At 41.3% G+C, this 14,712-nt stretch carries 14 protein-coding genes; 9 read left to right on the top strand and 5 right to left on the bottom strand.

Going from position 1 to position 14,712, the window contains the following annotated elements; genetic code table 11:
- Positions 1-18: 18 nt before the first annotated feature.
- Both RMZ41_RS30030 and RMZ41_RS30025 read left to right on the top strand, forming a co-directional pair.
- Positions 19-798 (top strand): cysteine hydrolase, encoded by a 780-nt coding sequence (locus RMZ41_RS30030; RefSeq protein WP_322644879.1) that lies wholly within the window; start codon positions 19-21, stop codon positions 796-798.
- Between the two features lie 171 nt (positions 799-969).
- Positions 970-1,425, top strand: a complete 456-nt coding sequence (locus RMZ41_RS30025; RefSeq protein ID WP_322644880.1) for a cupin domain-containing protein — start codon at positions 970-972, stop codon at positions 1,423-1,425.
- Between the two features lie 95 nt (positions 1,426-1,520).
- On the opposite strand, the gene RMZ41_RS30020 is transcribed toward RMZ41_RS30025, so the two are convergent.
- The gene (locus RMZ41_RS30020; protein ID WP_322644881.1) at positions 1,521-2,378 is read right to left on the bottom strand and encodes an acyl-CoA desaturase; all 858 of its coding nucleotides are present in this window, start codon (positions 2,376-2,378) and stop codon (positions 1,521-1,523) included.
- 178 nt (positions 2,379-2,556) lie between these two features.
- Between RMZ41_RS30020 and RMZ41_RS30015 the strand changes: the two genes are divergently transcribed.
- Positions 2,557-3,786 (top strand): TetR/AcrR family transcriptional regulator, encoded by a 1,230-nt coding sequence (locus RMZ41_RS30015; RefSeq protein ID WP_322644882.1) that lies wholly within the window; start codon positions 2,557-2,559, stop codon positions 3,784-3,786.
- Positions 3,787-3,945: 159 nt separating this feature from the next.
- Here the strand turns inward: RMZ41_RS30015 and RMZ41_RS30010 are convergent, their stop codons facing one another.
- The gene (locus RMZ41_RS30010; RefSeq protein WP_322734427.1) at positions 3,946-5,802 is read right to left on the bottom strand and encodes a DUF1565 domain-containing protein; all 1,857 of its coding nucleotides are present in this window, start codon (positions 5,800-5,802) and stop codon (positions 3,946-3,948) included.
- A 767-nt stretch (positions 5,803-6,569) separates the two neighbouring features.
- Here RMZ41_RS30010 and RMZ41_RS30005 point away from each other — a divergent pair.
- Together RMZ41_RS30005 and RMZ41_RS30000 are read left to right on the top strand one after the other, a co-directional pair.
- Positions 6,570-6,779 (top strand): ribbon-helix-helix protein, CopG family, encoded by a 210-nt coding sequence (locus RMZ41_RS30005; RefSeq protein ID WP_322644884.1) that lies wholly within the window; start codon positions 6,570-6,572, stop codon positions 6,777-6,779.
- A gap of 281 nt (positions 6,780-7,060) precedes the next feature.
- The gene (locus tag RMZ41_RS30000) at positions 7,061-7,498 is read left to right on the top strand and encodes a hypothetical protein (protein WP_322644885.1); all 438 of its coding nucleotides are present in this window, start codon (positions 7,061-7,063) and stop codon (positions 7,496-7,498) included.
- A 313-nt stretch (positions 7,499-7,811) separates the two neighbouring features.
- Here RMZ41_RS30000 and RMZ41_RS29995 read toward each other — a convergent pair whose 3' ends face one another.
- Positions 7,812-7,988, bottom strand: a complete 177-nt coding sequence (locus tag RMZ41_RS29995; RefSeq protein ID WP_322644886.1) for a hypothetical protein — start codon at positions 7,986-7,988, stop codon at positions 7,812-7,814.
- Positions 7,989-8,209: 221 nt separating this feature from the next.
- Between RMZ41_RS29995 and RMZ41_RS29990 the strand changes: the two genes are divergently transcribed.
- Both RMZ41_RS29990 and thiS read left to right on the top strand, forming a co-directional pair.
- Positions 8,210-9,265 carry a thiamine phosphate synthase gene (locus RMZ41_RS29990; RefSeq protein ID WP_322644887.1) on the top strand — a complete coding sequence of 352 codons (1,056 nt, stop codon included), beginning with the start codon at positions 8,210-8,212 and terminating at the stop codon, positions 9,263-9,265.
- Positions 9,266-9,325: 60 nt separating this feature from the next.
- Entirely contained in the window at positions 9,326-9,538 is a 213-nt protein-coding gene (thiS, locus tag RMZ41_RS29985; RefSeq protein ID WP_322644888.1) for a sulfur carrier protein ThiS, read from the top strand.
- Here thiS and blaOXA read toward each other — a convergent pair.
- Complete coding sequence (gene blaOXA, locus RMZ41_RS29980; protein ID WP_409876215.1) at positions 9,535-10,425, bottom strand: class D beta-lactamase; 891 nt, start codon at positions 10,423-10,425, stop codon at positions 9,535-9,537. The two genes, thiS and blaOXA, sit on opposite strands and share 4 nt — an antisense overlap.
- A gap of 252 nt (positions 10,426-10,677) precedes the next feature.
- Positions 10,678-11,910: a glycosyltransferase family 4 protein gene (locus RMZ41_RS29975; protein ID WP_322644889.1), complete on the bottom strand. Its 1,233-nt coding sequence runs from the start codon at positions 11,908-11,910 to the stop codon at positions 10,678-10,680.
- A gap of 806 nt (positions 11,911-12,716) precedes the next feature.
- Between RMZ41_RS29975 and RMZ41_RS29970 the strand changes: the two genes are divergently transcribed.
- Positions 12,717-13,700, top strand: coding sequence for a DUF1517 domain-containing protein (locus tag RMZ41_RS29970; protein ID WP_322644890.1), 984 nt, complete (start codon positions 12,717-12,719; stop codon positions 13,698-13,700).
- Between the two features lie 337 nt (positions 13,701-14,037).
- Positions 14,038-14,418, top strand: coding sequence for a calcium-binding protein (locus tag RMZ41_RS29965; RefSeq protein WP_322644891.1), 381 nt, complete (start codon positions 14,038-14,040; stop codon positions 14,416-14,418).
- Positions 14,419-14,712 lie beyond the last annotated feature (294 nt).

Raw genomic sequence — 14,712 nt, 5'->3', positions numbered from 1 at the left:
ATTGGGTATTGCAATTTTATGAATTTACCATTACGGACATTGGGAGTCTCACCAAATGCGTGGACAGTGAATGATGCGATCGCAGATATCACTCGTCCTCAAAAGATCCCACAACCCGTTATTTTATCAACAGAAACTAAAGCCTTGCGCCTAGACTTGGCAAAAACTGCTATCCTCGTCATTGATATGCAAAACGACTTCTGTCACCCTGATGGCTGGTTAGCGCATATCGGCGTAGACATAACTCCGGCGCGTCAGCCTATTGAACCTTTGAATAACTTACTTCCAGAACTTCGTGAGGTGGGTGTTCCAGTCATTTGGATAAATTGGGGGAATCGTCCCGACTTACTCAATATTAGTGCTGGTTCGCGTCATGTCTATAACCCCACAGGGGCAGGTGTGGGATTAGGCGATCCACTACCAAGCAATGGTGCTAGAGTACTGATGGCAGGTAGTTGGGCTGCGGCAGTAGTAGACGAACTAGAAAAACTTCCTGAAGATATTTGTGTGGATAAATACCGCATGAGTGCGTTCTGGGATACCCCATTAGATAGTATCTTGCGGAATCTGGGAAGCACAACATTATTTTTTGCTGGTGTTAATGCCGATCAATGTGTGCTAGCTACCTTATGTGATGCCAACTTTTTAGGATATGACTGCGTGTTAGTTAAAGATTGTAGCGCTACTACTTCGCCTGAATATTGTTGGCTAGCGACGTTGTACAATGTTAAACAATGCTTCGGTTTTGTCACTGACTCCCAAAAGATTTTCACAGCGCTGCATCATAGTGAGGAGTGATTAGATTTTAGATTTTTCCTTCAATCCAAAATTGGCTGAATGAGGAATATTTAGGGTTTATTAATTAAATTAGTGATTTTTTCATGTAGACATACAACTAAAAACTCAATATTCAAGGCTGGGATTTTAGTAATTTTCATACCCATCGATAACTTTAGAGGGGATAAATAAATGTACGCTACTCGTTGTGTAATTCCGGTTATCAAATCTCCCAAAGATTACCAAGTATATCGCATTAGTCCCAATGACTCTAATCGATTAGCTATTATCTTTGATTCGATAAATGCTAATACTTCCTTGACTTCCTGTATAGAAATTTTTGATGTTGGGGGACAAACACCACCCAATCGCCATCAGTGGGCGGTGGAAATGTTTTTTGTCCTGAAGGGGGAAGCGATCGCTATGTGTGACGGCAAGAGTGCCACGATCAAAGCTGGGGATAGTTTATTAGTGCCTCCGACAGGAACCCATTTGATTAGAAATACTGGTTCGACTCGCTTGTATACGTTGACTGTTATGGTTCCCAATGAAGATTTTTCGGAGTTGATTCGCAGTGGGATTCCGTCAGAGTTAGATGCAGAAGATATGGCAGTATTGGGGAGAGTAAATTCGTTAATGCCCTGCTGAAATAATTCGTAATTGAATTATGGAAATTTATCATTTTATTAAGCCGACTGTGAGAAACAATCGGCTTAACAGATTCGTAATAATTTAGTTGCAATTTAGCCGTGAGTTGCACCTTGAGGGGGACGTGAAACAACTTTTTTGGCTAAACCCAAAGTCTGCAAAACTAGGATGCTCCACCAAGTAACATCAATCTCCCACCAAGACAATCCAGATTTCGCCATGTGGGGATAAGTATGATGGTTATTGTGCCATCCTTCTCCATAAGTTACTAGGGATACCCACCAAAGATTACGAGCGCCATCATTAGCATCAAAGGTGCGATAACCCCACAAATGTGATGCTGAGTTCACAAACCAGGTTGAGTGCCAAAGCAAGACACATCTGAGAAATACTCCGTAGAATACAAAAGGCCATCCTCCTAAAGCATATAGGAGCAGTGCGAAGGGTATTTGCAATAGCAAAAAGTAACGATCTAGCCAGCAATAAAAGGGTTGTCTTGCGAGATCGGGGGCGTATTTTTTATAGGTATCATAATCAAAAAATTCTGGGCGTGGGTAGAAAATCCACAATATATGGCTCCACCAAAACCCTCTTTGAGCAGAGTAGGGATCTAGGTTGATATCTTCAGTGTGGGCGTGATGCTGGCGGTGGCCACCTACCCAGAAAATTGGCCCACCTTGCAAAGCCAGCGCTCCGATGAGAGCGATCGCATACTCTAACCACTTAGGAACTTGGAAACTCTTATGGCTCAGTAGTCTATGATATCCCAAGCAAATACCAATGCTCCCGAATAACCAGTGAAGAAACACTAGCAAACCTAATGCTGGCCAGGAGAAAAACCAAGGAGCCATAAGTGCTAAAACATGAAATGTAGTAAAAAATACTACATTTGTCCAACTGAGTTGAGGTGAGTTGCCTCTCTCAGGGGCGATCGCCCCAAAATTTGCGGTCATAAAGATTCCTGTTGATGGATGATGAAGCAATTTGCCTTTTCTCGGAGCCATCCCACAAGGGATTTACCCGCACTGCATACTAATTCGTTTTCGTTGCAGTAGAGTAAAGCAAGTATCACTTACATTTGTTATGCTAGCAGAACTCTGATACCTCTGCAAGTGCCACTTGCATTTTTTTATGTCGTCTCACCTGATTTCTACTCGTCAACGCTTGATTCAAGCTGCACTTGAGTTGTTTTCTGCTCAGGGAGTTAGCGCTACCACAACCCGTCAAATTGCTGAAAAAGCCGAAGTCAATGAAGTGACTCTATTTCGGAATTTTGGCAATAAACATGGACTGCTTTTAGCTGTGCTGGAAGAGTCCGCAGCTTTTAAAGATTTGGGTGAGTCGCTGGTGCGACGGGCAACACCTCCCGGCAATGTCTACCAAGCTCTAAAAGATTATGCAAGTGACAGCTTGCACGCATTAGAACGAGTCCCCGAGTTTGTTCGATCTGTGGTAGGCGAAGCCGACCAATTTCCGGCAGAAAACCGCCGCGCCCTCGGCAGGGGAGTAACAGAGGCAAACCGCTATGTAGCTCAGTATTTAGCTACTGTAATCCAGCAAGGACATCTAAATACCTACTTACCGGCAGAGAAATTAGCTAGTTTGCTAAATGGGATGATTTTGGGATATGCCGTAATTGAGTTCACCAGCGAATTTCATGAACTTTGGGAAGATCGGGATGATTTTTTGGAAAATTTGGTGGAGTTGTTTTTACATGGAGCCATGTCATCCTCAGCAGAATCAGCAACCAGCTGCTTCCCAGGAGGGTTTAGCACCACAGAAGTCGCTGATTTACCAGCTAGTTTAGTTAACGAAATTCTGCAACAAGCAAGGATTTCTGGAACGCGAGATTATGCTTTGGCTTATGTGTTATTTGGGGCTGGGTTATCCGCCACAGAAGTAATTTGCTTAGAACGATCGCACCAAATCAACGATCCTCAAGGGCATTTTTTACAAATCACAATCCCCGGATTTATTCGTCAAGTGCCTGTAAATCAGTGGATTTTGGGCAAACGCTACGGTTCTTTTACTAATAATCCCTTAATTAAATGGCTGAAAAGTCGTAAAGATGCTCAAACAGCCATGTTTTTGAATGAAACAGGCACACCCATGACAGAATCAGAGCTTGAGGTACGTTGGCAAATATGGAGTGACGGATTGTTAACTCCCCAAGGACAAACGCCAGCGATCGCTCAGGCACAACAAACTTGGCGCGTCGAAATGTTAATGCGGGGAATCACCTTAGAAAATCTGATTATTTTAACAGGTTGCGATCGCGCCCAGTTACAACCCTATGTTCGCCGAGCCAAAGAAAAAGCCGCCCTAGAGCAAGCTACCCGTTTGGATCATAAACCGGGATAGGGGAGTAGGGGAGTAGGGGAGCAGGGGAGCAGGGGAGCAGGGGAGCAGAGGAGCAGGGGAGTAGGGGAGTAGGGGAGCAGGGGAGCAGAGGGGAAATAACCAATTCCCAATGCCCAATGCCCAATTCCCAATTCCCAATGCCCAATGCCCAATTCCCAATTAATTCAATGGCTCCATAATGGCTCTTAAACCTTTACTAGAGAGTGTTTTAAGCATTTCTTTAGCGTTATATTCACTGCTAAATACTCCTGCTTGCATGACTCTTTGGCCTTGCCAAACTGTGGGAAACGCACCAGGAGCAAGCGATCGCACTAAATCCTTATCCCTGTCAGTGAAGAGTGGAACTACTACGCGATAACGTACACCAAATTGTGTCGCAGAGTTACCACCATAGGTCATACTTGCAGAACTTGTTTGCATATTGCGAGTATTACTAATAGGGATATTGCTATCAGGAAGTGGTAAAAGTGCTGACGCATTTGGAGCAGTAGCTTCTACTATTGGTAATGGCTGCTGTGTTTGATTCCTCGTGCTGACAACAGAATTGGATGGGTACTCAGGGGCAGTAAACTCAATCGTGTTAGGATCAATCCGCACATAATTTAACTGTGGTGTATTAGGTGGCTGTGCTGGACTGGAAGTTGTAGGTATTCGTCTAGCCGATAAGCTGCTAGGAGTAGGAAATCCGGCAACTTTAGAGGTGGGTGGTTGTTGATTGGATATAGGCGTGGAAAGTGGTACATTGGCTGGCACTAATGGCAGCAGTTGACTGTTTAATTTTGCAGAAACAGAATTATTGGCTGAAACACTGTTGCTGGTTTGCTCATTGGTAGTTTCAGAGATTTCGGGAGCCGAGAAGGTGATTTCACCGTTTGCTGGTATTTCTCGCAACACATTGTTGGGAGCAGGTTGAGAATTTTGTGCTATTGTCCCGTTAATATCTACTTTGCCAGTGATGCGATCGCTGACAAGATTGTTACCAGCAGCAGAAATTAACTCTTTAGCGGCGCTGGCGTTAATATCATAGCGGGCATTATTTTGAAATTGATTACCCCCAGGTTCCGATGCACTACCCAAATCTGGCATTGCTTGAGCGATCGCAACTAAACCATCTTCTTTATTATCTTGAATAATATTATTCCGTAAAATCGGGCGAGCTTTCGCTTGCACGATAATTCCCGATCTATTCTTCTGAATTTGATTGCTTATAACTACAGGAGCGGCATTTTGAGCAATATTAATGCCAAAACCCGTTTCGTGAAAGACATTCTCCTTCACTTGGGGGCTGGAATTACCGGCAATTGTGATGCCATTGGCTCCATTGCGATCGAAATAATTCTTACTAATAGTCGGTGCAGCATTACCACAGACAGAAATCCCATCTTGGGTACTGCCAGTAAATGTATTTTCCGCAATTACCGGATCGCTAGATTCAATCCATAAACCATAACCCCGGCGATTAGGGTTTGTCACCGTTACCCCAGTCAGCAAAGCTTGGGTTGCTCCCACAATTGTCACATTTTGACCGGCAAAGCTGCGGCTCAGGTAATCGCCACCTCCCTGAATGATAATATCCTTACCTTGATTGCTAGGGTTGCCTTGAATTGAAACACCTGGTTTCAGCATTAAGGGAAATTCCTCTCCTGTCTCGGCGCTATAAGTGCCCGTGGAGAGCATAATTACAGTATTGGCGTTAGCTAATCGTAAAGCTTGAGTAATCGTTTTCACCGGAGCGGATTCGCTGCCGTTGCCTGCCTTGTCATCTCCATCAGTGGGGTTGACAAATAGCACATTAGCCTGAGAATTTTTGGTTTCACTTTGAGGTGCTGAATTTGGTGTCAATGGAATTTGAGCGATGGCGCTACCCAGGAACGCCATATTTGCCGCTCCCATGCCAACGGTAAAAGATAATACTGATAAACTAAAAAATAAAAGCCTTGCTGATTCCAGAAACTTCAGCTTTGTAAGCATAATATCTACTCTACGGTACTTAGAAAACACACGATGGTGAATCATATTTAACACAACTCCTTAGAAGTAACAATAAATTCTTATACCCTTAGAGAGTATTATGCCGATAATATTACTCACATATTGACCGATTGGCGATATTTAATACATAGTAATAAACGGAGAGCTAAGGATTGGGTAATAAGGATTTTTGATTCCTCCTTGCCTTCTTAGCTCTTTTTTGATGAATTCAATGACCGCTTATTTGGATAAAATGGGAGAATTTTGTCAATCAATCGCAAGAAGGAATTTTTCATATTTTTCTGAGAGCGCGTAATGAATTGCGGCTGAAAACGCAAAAGATACAGAGCAACTGAATTTATTTATGGAGATTGTAATTTTGAATTTTGAATTTTGAATTCCCCGTTCGCGTAGCGTCCCGCAGGGAAGGGCTTGACTCTGGTTGATTACCTACAAAATCTTTGATTAAGGTTGTGTAATAAATTTATATTGTGAAAAAATATAGCAAAAACTTAATCTCAATTACATAAGTAAATCCCTCATAAGTAGGATGAAGCAGTAGAGTTATGGAGTCTGTTACTTAGCAGCACTTAATAGCTCAATTACTTGTAGTGAGGGAGCGAGTTTTATCAAGTTACATGAGTTCGCAATCTTCAAGTGGTGTTTTGATAGGTTTGCTATCCTTAGTTCTACTTACACTTATCTGCGTAGATACTAATGTTAAAATCATGTAAATTATGCATAAAATAGCTGCACGAATGATGTAGTATAATAGAGGTGTAAATATAAATGATTCATGAATGGAGAACAATATGGCTCCCGACAAAAAAAGGATAACTGTAAGTTTGACTCAGGATGCAATCGACAAATTAAAGGAACTTGCCGATCAAAGAGGGATAACTGCTACAGCTGTTTTAAATCAAGCTATTGCCACTGAAGATTTTTTGGCAAAAGAGTCTAAAGATGGAAAAGTCCTAATTAGGAAAAATGATGGCACAACTAAAGAAGTGATCTTCAGATAGAAATAGACATCTCCACAAATTCCGATTAGCTCATTCATATTTTGTCAGTTTCCAAGCTTGGTTTTTTACTAAGTAAAGAAAAGTACTTCAAGTAGGCGTATGCGTTAAAAAATCCTACGCAGGTTTGTTATAAGAGGGGAGATTAAAAAGCTAAACTCCCCTCATATTTAGGCTTTTTCGATAGTACCCAAGTTAGTTATTCTGCCAACCACAATAAATTTAGATGAAGTTTAGCTTGATTGCAGTAATATTAAATCCATTAATAGTTTTAGATAATTAAAATGTCATCCGATCCTACAAATTCAAAATCTAAAGATATTGATATTGAAGATATTGATAAAGAAACTAATACAGCCAAGAACGAAAGCCGTGAAGCTAAAATTCCTCAGTTAACCAACTTTAGCCCTGCTATGATGCAAGAGTCTATACGGAGTTGGATAAGCTTAGTAATATTCGGAAATGCCTTGGTAATTATTTTTTTAGTTGCAGTTTTTATTTTGCATCCTATAATTTTTCCTAAAGAAGATAATAAGACTGCCGAGCAGAATAAGAATCTGATCAAGTTAGGAAATCAAACGTTTATTTATGTTGTTAAAGATGACGACGATCAGAAAGGAAGTAGGGAGCTTATAAACTTGCTTTGGACATCGCAAATAACTTTGATGAGCGGTACTATTGCATTTTATTTTGCTAGCCAAAATCTTTCAAAAAATCAATAAAACAGGAGTCAGAATTCAGAATTGGTGAATACTCTACCCATAAAGGGATAGAGTTTTAGGGCAAGAATATTTTAATTCTTTTCGCTTGACTTCGGGCGAAAGCGTGTAGCGGGGCGTTCGCGGTAGCGTCTTGTAGATTTGCCAGGTTTTAACCTCTATTCATCACTCACTCGTACAGAATTCATACCTGTTAGCGATTAGCTAAGGTTTAGCCCATTCTGACCGGAGGCGAAGCGTCTCCGGCTCTGCTCCTGAGTTGTGAATTCTTCTTATAAAATAACTCTTACTATAATTCTCTAACTTAGAGAGTAGTTTAGTTGTATGCAGTTGATGAACTGTAGCTAATTGCTTGATATTCAAACACTTGGCTAGGATTAAATAATCTATCATCTGGGTAATCGAGATCAACTTGTATTGCCGTACTATTCTTTCTCTTTGCGATCGCCTTTCTGATATGTACCCTTTTCTCATCCCTTTGTAAGCTTGTCATTTACCCTAAAATACTTGACTAACCTTAGTGCAAAACTGTAGCCTCGAACTACCCTTATCACTGGTTATAGGAACATGGGATAATTTATCTTAACCATCAATACTACGTTGTTTTGCGTAGATTACGCAAAAATTAAGTAAAAAAAGCAAATTAATTAACTTATGGTTACTAGGATTTATGATAATTCACATTTTGATGAAAGTACTAATGGGGTTGTTGTAATGGTCGAGCCATACAGCCAAAAAGAGCAAGTACAACAAGTTGTCTACCGCATTTTAGATGCCAATTTAGACCGCGCTCGTGAAGGCTTACGAATTATTGAAGAATGGTGTCGCTTTGGCTTAAATAGTGCCCAGTTAGCTCTTGAATGCAAGCGTCTGCGACAAGAATTAGCCAAGTGGCATACCCCAGAATTACGGGCGGCGCGAGACACACCAGGCGATCCGGGGACTGAGTTAACCCATCCGCAAGAAGAAGAACGAGCTAGTATAAAATTGGTATTGCAAGCTAACTTTTGCCGTGTCGAAGAAGCCTTGCGGGTGTTAGAAGAATACAGCAAGTTAACCCTGCCAAATATGGCTAAAGCTTGTAAACAGATGCGCTATCAAGTTTATACCCTAGAAAGTAGTTTAATGGGTCATCAGCGCCATCAATTGTTATGGCGATCGCGTTTGTATATGGTTACTTCTCCAAGTGAAAATTTGTTGAATAACGTCGAAGCTGCACTCAAAGGCGGATTAACGCTTTTACAATACCGCGACAAAACCGCCGATGATTCTTTGCGTCTGGAACAAGCAAGAAAACTCCGACAGTTATGCCACATCTACGGTGCTTTGTTCATTGTTAACGATCGCGTGGATCTCGCTTTAGCTGTTGATGCAGATGGGGTGCATCTAGGACAACAAGATATGCCTATTGCTGTTGCTCGGCAATTACTAGGTTCACAACGCCTGATAGGTATGTCTACCACAAATAAAGAAGAGATGCAAGCAGCAATTACTGAAAGTGTAGATTACATTGGCGTGGGGCCAGTTTATGAAACTCCCACGAAACTAGGTAAAGTAGCAACAGGTTTAGAATATGTCAGCTATGCAGCCAAAAATTGCTCAATTCCCTGGTTTGCTATTGGGGGAATCGATGCAAATAATATCAATGATGTAATCGATGGTGGAGCCAAACGGGTAGCGGTAGTGCGATCGCTCATGCAAGCCGAACAGCCTACCCTCGTAACACAATATTTGCTCTCCCAACTCAATCGCATTAAACCAGAACTTTAAAAGAGTCATTTGTCATTAGTCATTTGTGTAACCAATTCCCAATTCTCAATTCCTATATTTATGTCTAATGAGATTACGATTCATGTAAATGGGGAAACCCATAGCTGCCCATTTGAAACTTTTTTAACCGATTTGCTCCAAGAGTTGGGTTTTAACCCCCGGTTGGTGGCTGTAGAATATAATGGCGAAATTTTACACCGCCAGTTTTGGCCGCAAACAAAAGTGCAACCAGGCGATCGCTTAGAAGTGGTAACTATTGTTGGTGGTGGTTAGTTTATATGAGCCAGCAAGCCCAAATCTTTCAGGCTGCGGCGTGTAATTTCAATGCGGGCGGGTGCATCTTCTGGTTTATACATATCAAGGGTTGTTGCAAAAAAGTAGACGTTTTTGTTTTGCTCTAAATAACCTACAAACCAACCAACATTTGGTTTGCTACTCGTTAACCATCCCGTCTTTCCTCGCAGTGTGTAATCTGGAGTTTGTTCGCGGATCATAATGTCTTTGACAAGATTTATTGTCCGTTGCGAGAAAGGCAAATCACCTTGATACAACCGTTGCAAAAACTTAATCTGCTGTTGGGGCGTAATTTGCAATATCTGCTGTTCTAGCCAAAAACGATCGATGTCTGCGGCAGTTCCAATCTGACGGTTCCCGTAACCTACTTTATTAATAAACTGCTGCATTCGTTCATATCCAGCCCTACGTGCAAGTACTTGATAGAACCAAACAGTTGAATCTTTAAAGGCTTGACGCAAATTTGTATCATGATTCCAAGCATCAATTTCTCGATGAATTCCATCCCAAGTCAGAACCGCCACATCATCAGGAAGTATACCTGTTTCTAAAGCTACTAGCGCGTTAAAAATTTTGAATGTCGAAGCTGGTGCGATCGCAGTTGCATTACGTTTAGGATTATGTTCGTAGATGCGGTTATTTTTGGAGTCGTAAATCAAGATTGAGCCTTCACGCCCAAATTCCTGAAAGTGTCGCCCGAAATTTGGCGCTTTCACAGCCGGACGTTCAGATGAGGTTGAAGCAGGTTGAGCCACAACATACATTGTCCCAAAGCTAACAGCAACAAATCCAATGATTGTAAATATAATAGCTTGTGTTCGGTAATACCGGAGAGATTGCCATATACGAAACAAGATATTTTTCATTGCCCATTTAATAGAATCACAAACGAGATTCTACACTGTAATCTTGCTCATTTACGGAGGAGAACACACAGCTATATATAGAATTACTATTTGATTTTTGAACGAAATCAGGTATTGTAGCGTGTGTTAGAACGGAGTTCGTAACGCACTATTGTCACGGGTTTGATGTGTTACGCCGTCGCTAACACATCTTACGGATATTTTCTCCAAATCAAACCGGGTTCCTATGTCTCTAGTTGATGTGCATTCATTTTATGAAATCGCGTTTCTTCCTTCTGATTTGTAAAGCGATCGATGAAGAGTTCGACCCTTGGCTAATTCTTTACCTTTGCGTCCGAGTTGATCGCGTAGCTGCCGATCTTTGCACAACCGATTAAAAGCTTGAAACACTTCATAGCCAGAATTGGGATTAACCAGTATGCCATTTTCTTCATGCTGAACTGTGTCTAGAACACCACCTAAACGAGGGGCAATTATCGGCTTACCGAAGTAACTTGCTTCTAAATAAACTATACCAAAACCTTCCATACTATTAGGTTTAGTATCTAATAAAGTCAGCATGGCAAATATATCGCAAGCTGCATAATAACCAGCTAATTCTCGCTCAGATACATATCCGGCAAAGTGGACGCGCTTATCTACCCGCAAACGATGCGCCTGAGATTTCAGTCCTGATTCACTTGGCCCTTGACCGCAGATTATATAGTGAACATCCACCCCAAAAGTTAGCAACAGTGGAATATTATCAATTACTTGGTCGAAACCTTTATGTTTTACTAGCCTGCCGATGGAGAGAATAACTATTGATGATTCGGGAATGTTGTATGCCTGACGCACGCGAACACGTAAATCATCAAGGCTGCTGGGACTCTCTACATTATTACCAAACCTTTCTGGTCTGATTACTGGGTTAATGACGTGGGTAGGAGTATCTAATCGGAAAGCAGTTCTGAGATAATCTTGTGTATAAGAACTGTTACAAACAATACCTTCAGCGCGTTTGAGTGTTAATTTAAATAGCGATCGCAACACGGGATTGTGTAAAGTACAAAGAAAATCATTCCCGTGCAGATAGATAAAAAAGCGAATCGGTAAGAAATAGCTCAATAGCAACAGTGAAGGAAAGTCGTAGCCGTGGCCCCACTCTATATAACGATAGTGATAACGAAAATAAAGTCTGATTGCTAGGACAAATGAGCAGACGATATTGATCAAAGGCTTCAAGATACTTCCTACAAAGCCACTACGCCCGTATCTAGGATAAGACCAGCGATACACGGGAAACTGTTGACCTTCATCAAATACTTTATCTCCTGAGCAACTAGCCGCTAGCACAATAACTCGTTCTGGATCTTGGAGACAGCGGTTGTAGATATATTCCCCAATTACAGCTTCTTTCGGCCGGAATATCCGGCTTATGACTAGGATATCTGGGTATGCAGCTTTATCTCTAATTTTGGCTGTTAGTTGAGAAATATGTTCCATAATCAAATTAATAAATTTACTTCAAATAATTTTTAATTTATTTACAATTAGGATTACTTTCCAAGCCATAATTATCATTTTATTTCTTTTAAAACGAATGTGGTAGACAAATGTGCAGCTTATTTGAGGAGATTAGCCAGGAAGATTGTTTTTTTATTGTGTTGATTTTATTTTTGCTGCAAATTGCTCACTAATTGAAAATTTCTGTACATGACGAACAATAAAATCTAGCACTTGTAGTCCAATTTATCAGTAAATAAATGTTGCCAAAATTACGACATTTACTTACGTAAAATCCAATATCCTGGATATGTCTAATTAGTACTCCTAGTAAGGATCGTACTCAATTTCCAGTCTGTAGACTATACGTGTTCAAAAGTTATTTATATGTAAATATAAATACTATTCTTTAGTATATACTTTCCTCTTATGACCAAAGGAGTAGGGTGAAGTATTAAAAAATTAGTCAGAAGACTATGAAAAATTGGAATCATCTGTATAATCCAAGGCTGTAGCCTGGAAGTGCGGAGTCTAAGACATAGCAACAATTGCCTGTAGGCGTAGCTCGTCGTAGACATCGCAAATTTCGGTAATTGTGAACATATCTTAAGGTACGGTTCCCCAGTGGAGAAATCCCCCCTGCGATCGCTGCCTACACTAGATAAGACGCGGTAAATTGAATATGTAGCCTTTAAAAGTGAATGCTACAAAGCAAGCTTTTACGGACTGGCGTTAGCGACATACCGCAAAACTCCTACCGCTATGGGGAGAAATCATAAAAAATTCAGTTTCCAAGCGATTGTATTATGCGTAAAAAACTACAACAAATCATCAAACCACTGTTCAAAACCTTCTTAGCCATAAGCCTGGTGCTAACCTTGGCTCTGAGTCACGCCGATGGAGCATTAGCAGCCCGCAGTGGTGGCCGTATCGGTGGTGGCTCATTTAGAGCGCCTTCTAGTCGCACCTATACACCACGCACTTATGCACCTCCTGGTGGGGGCGGGTACTACCCTGGCGGTGGTTTTGGTGGCGGTTTTGGCTTTCCCTTTCTAATTCCTTTTTGGGGTATTGGGGGAGGATTTGGTGGTCTATTTAGCATCTTAATCTTCTTTGCGATCGCTAATTTCTTAGTGCAAACTTTCCGCCGCGTCTCTGGCGGTGAAACTCCAGAAGCAGATTACAGCAGCAATCCCTCTGTTTCTGTAACTCGTTTGCAAGTAGGTTTGTTAGCCCAAGCCCGTGAATTGCAAAATGAACTCAACAACATTGCCGAAACTGCTGATACTAACACCCCAGAGGGGAGAGCAGAAATTTTGCAAGAAGCCAGCCTAGCTTTACTCCGCCATCCTGAATACTTTGTATATGCAGGTGGTGGTACTCAACAAGCCAGTTTAAATTCAGCTGAAAGTCAGTTTAATCGGCTGTCACTGGCAGAACGTAGCAAATTTAGCGAAGAAACTCTTTCTAACGTCAACAACCAGCTAAAAGCAGCCCTTGCCAAAGATGCTTTACCTCCGGCTGGTGAACTAGACAATCCCACCCGCCTATTTACTGAAGGCCCAGGGGAATATATTATCGTCACCTTGCTAGCGGCGACACTAGGTAAGTTTGATATCCCTACAGCCATTAACAGTGCTGATGATTTGCGCCAAGCTTTGCGCCAAATTGGTAGTATACCTAGCGAAAAACTTCTGGCAATTGAAGTTCTTTGGACTCCACAAGCTGAAAATGATACGCTGACATCTGATGATGTACTGGCAAATTATCCCGATTTGAGACTTGTTTAATTTCTGAAAAATTTCGCCCTTAAGCGCTATGAAATAACTTTGCATCTTGGCGCAACAAATAAGTTCCTCTTTAAGGGCAATAATTAGAAAACCGTTTGTCAATGACAAGCGGTTTTTGTATAACCTAGATATACTATGATTTACGCACTGAGAAGCAAAATCTAGATTCCCTTGACCTCTCTTAAAAAGAGAGTAACTCTAAAAGCCTTTTTAAATAAAGGGGTTGGGGAATCTCTTATATGGAAATCCTAGATATTTAACTATCTTGCAAAAAAATTATTCTTAGCCAAGACTTTGGTAATATTATCGAAATGCATTATACGTAGAGCGTTATCTTATGCCTAGTGTTGAAGCCGACGAAAACCGAGAGCATCGCATTAAAACAGAGATCATTGTAGATGCTGAAGACAAAGAAGACAGGGCTATGGGTTGGTATTACTACCTTGAAGAAGCTTTGAATTTTCCCTTTATGGCTAAATGGACTAAGAAGGGACGCAAATCAGGCTCTACCGAGGAGAAACAAGTGGAAGTTCTGGGAATGGCCCCAGATGATGACTGCTTAAAAGATATGTTTGTCGAAGTGGCTGACATCAATGGTAAGGATGATGATGTATATTCTGCAAAATTATCTGAAATAGCAGCCATTGATGCTGATAGTGAAACTCAAGAAGCGATCGCTGACTGGCTCTATTGGATTGCCAGAGGATATAAATTTTAAACTTTAGGATAAAACAGGAGTCAGAATACAGAATGGGCTAAACGCCTCGCTATCGCTAACAGAATTGGTGAATACTCTACCCATAAAGGGATAGAGTTTTAAGGCGACAATATTTTAATTCTTTTCGCTTGACTTTGGGCGAAAGCGTTTAGCGGGGCAAAGCCCGGTTAAAACCAATATTCGTCACCCGCTCGTACAGAATTCATACCTGTTATACCATTTCACGAAATACCTGATACAAATAATTTATCTCTAATTCTTTCCCCCTGCTCCCCTGCTCCCCTGCTCCCTATT

The sequence above is a fragment of the Nostoc sp. DedVER02 genome (assembly GCF_034530675.2).
GTDB lineage: Bacteria > Cyanobacteriota > Cyanobacteriia > Cyanobacteriales > Nostocaceae > Nostoc.
The sequence above is the reverse complement of the archived record's forward strand: the minus strand, read 5'-3'. Positions and strand labels throughout refer to the sequence as shown.

What these genes read in the sequence shown, in the direction of transcription:
- RMZ41_RS29970 (WP_322644890.1), top strand. Translation starts at nt 12,717, where the DNA reads ATGCGTAAAAAACTACAACAAATCATCAAACCACTGTTCAAAACCTTC.
- RMZ41_RS30000 (WP_322644885.1), top strand. Translation starts at nt 7,061, where the DNA reads ATGTCATCCGATCCTACAAATTCAAAATCTAAAGATATTGATATTGAA.
- RMZ41_RS30020 (WP_322644881.1), bottom strand. Translation starts at nt 2,378, where the DNA reads ATGACCGCAAATTTTGGGGCGATCGCCCCTGAGAGAGGCAACTCACCT.
- RMZ41_RS29995 (WP_322644886.1), bottom strand. Translation starts at nt 7,988, where the DNA reads ATGACAAGCTTACAAAGGGATGAGAAAAGGGTACATATCAGAAAGGCG.
- RMZ41_RS29990 (WP_322644887.1), top strand. Translation starts at nt 8,210, where the DNA reads ATGGTCGAGCCATACAGCCAAAAAGAGCAAGTACAACAAGTTGTCTAC.
- blaOXA (WP_409876215.1), bottom strand. Translation starts at nt 10,425, where the DNA reads ATGAAAAATATCTTGTTTCGTATATGGCAATCTCTCCGGTATTACCGA.
- RMZ41_RS30030 (WP_322644879.1), top strand. Translation starts at nt 19, where the DNA reads ATGAATTTACCATTACGGACATTGGGAGTCTCACCAAATGCGTGGACA.
- RMZ41_RS29975 (WP_322644889.1), bottom strand. Translation starts at nt 11,910, where the DNA reads ATGGAACATATTTCTCAACTAACAGCCAAAATTAGAGATAAAGCTGCA.
- RMZ41_RS30005 (WP_322644884.1), top strand. Translation starts at nt 6,570, where the DNA reads ATGGCTCCCGACAAAAAAAGGATAACTGTAAGTTTGACTCAGGATGCA.
- RMZ41_RS30010 (WP_322734427.1), bottom strand. Translation starts at nt 5,802, where the DNA reads ATGATTCACCATCGTGTGTTTTCTAAGTACCGTAGAGTAGATATTATG.
- thiS (WP_322644888.1), top strand. Translation starts at nt 9,326, where the DNA reads ATGTCTAATGAGATTACGATTCATGTAAATGGGGAAACCCATAGCTGC.
- RMZ41_RS29965 (WP_322644891.1), top strand. Translation starts at nt 14,038, where the DNA reads ATGCCTAGTGTTGAAGCCGACGAAAACCGAGAGCATCGCATTAAAACA.
- RMZ41_RS30025 (WP_322644880.1), top strand. Translation starts at nt 970, where the DNA reads ATGTACGCTACTCGTTGTGTAATTCCGGTTATCAAATCTCCCAAAGAT.
- RMZ41_RS30015 (WP_322644882.1), top strand. Translation starts at nt 2,557, where the DNA reads ATGTCGTCTCACCTGATTTCTACTCGTCAACGCTTGATTCAAGCTGCA.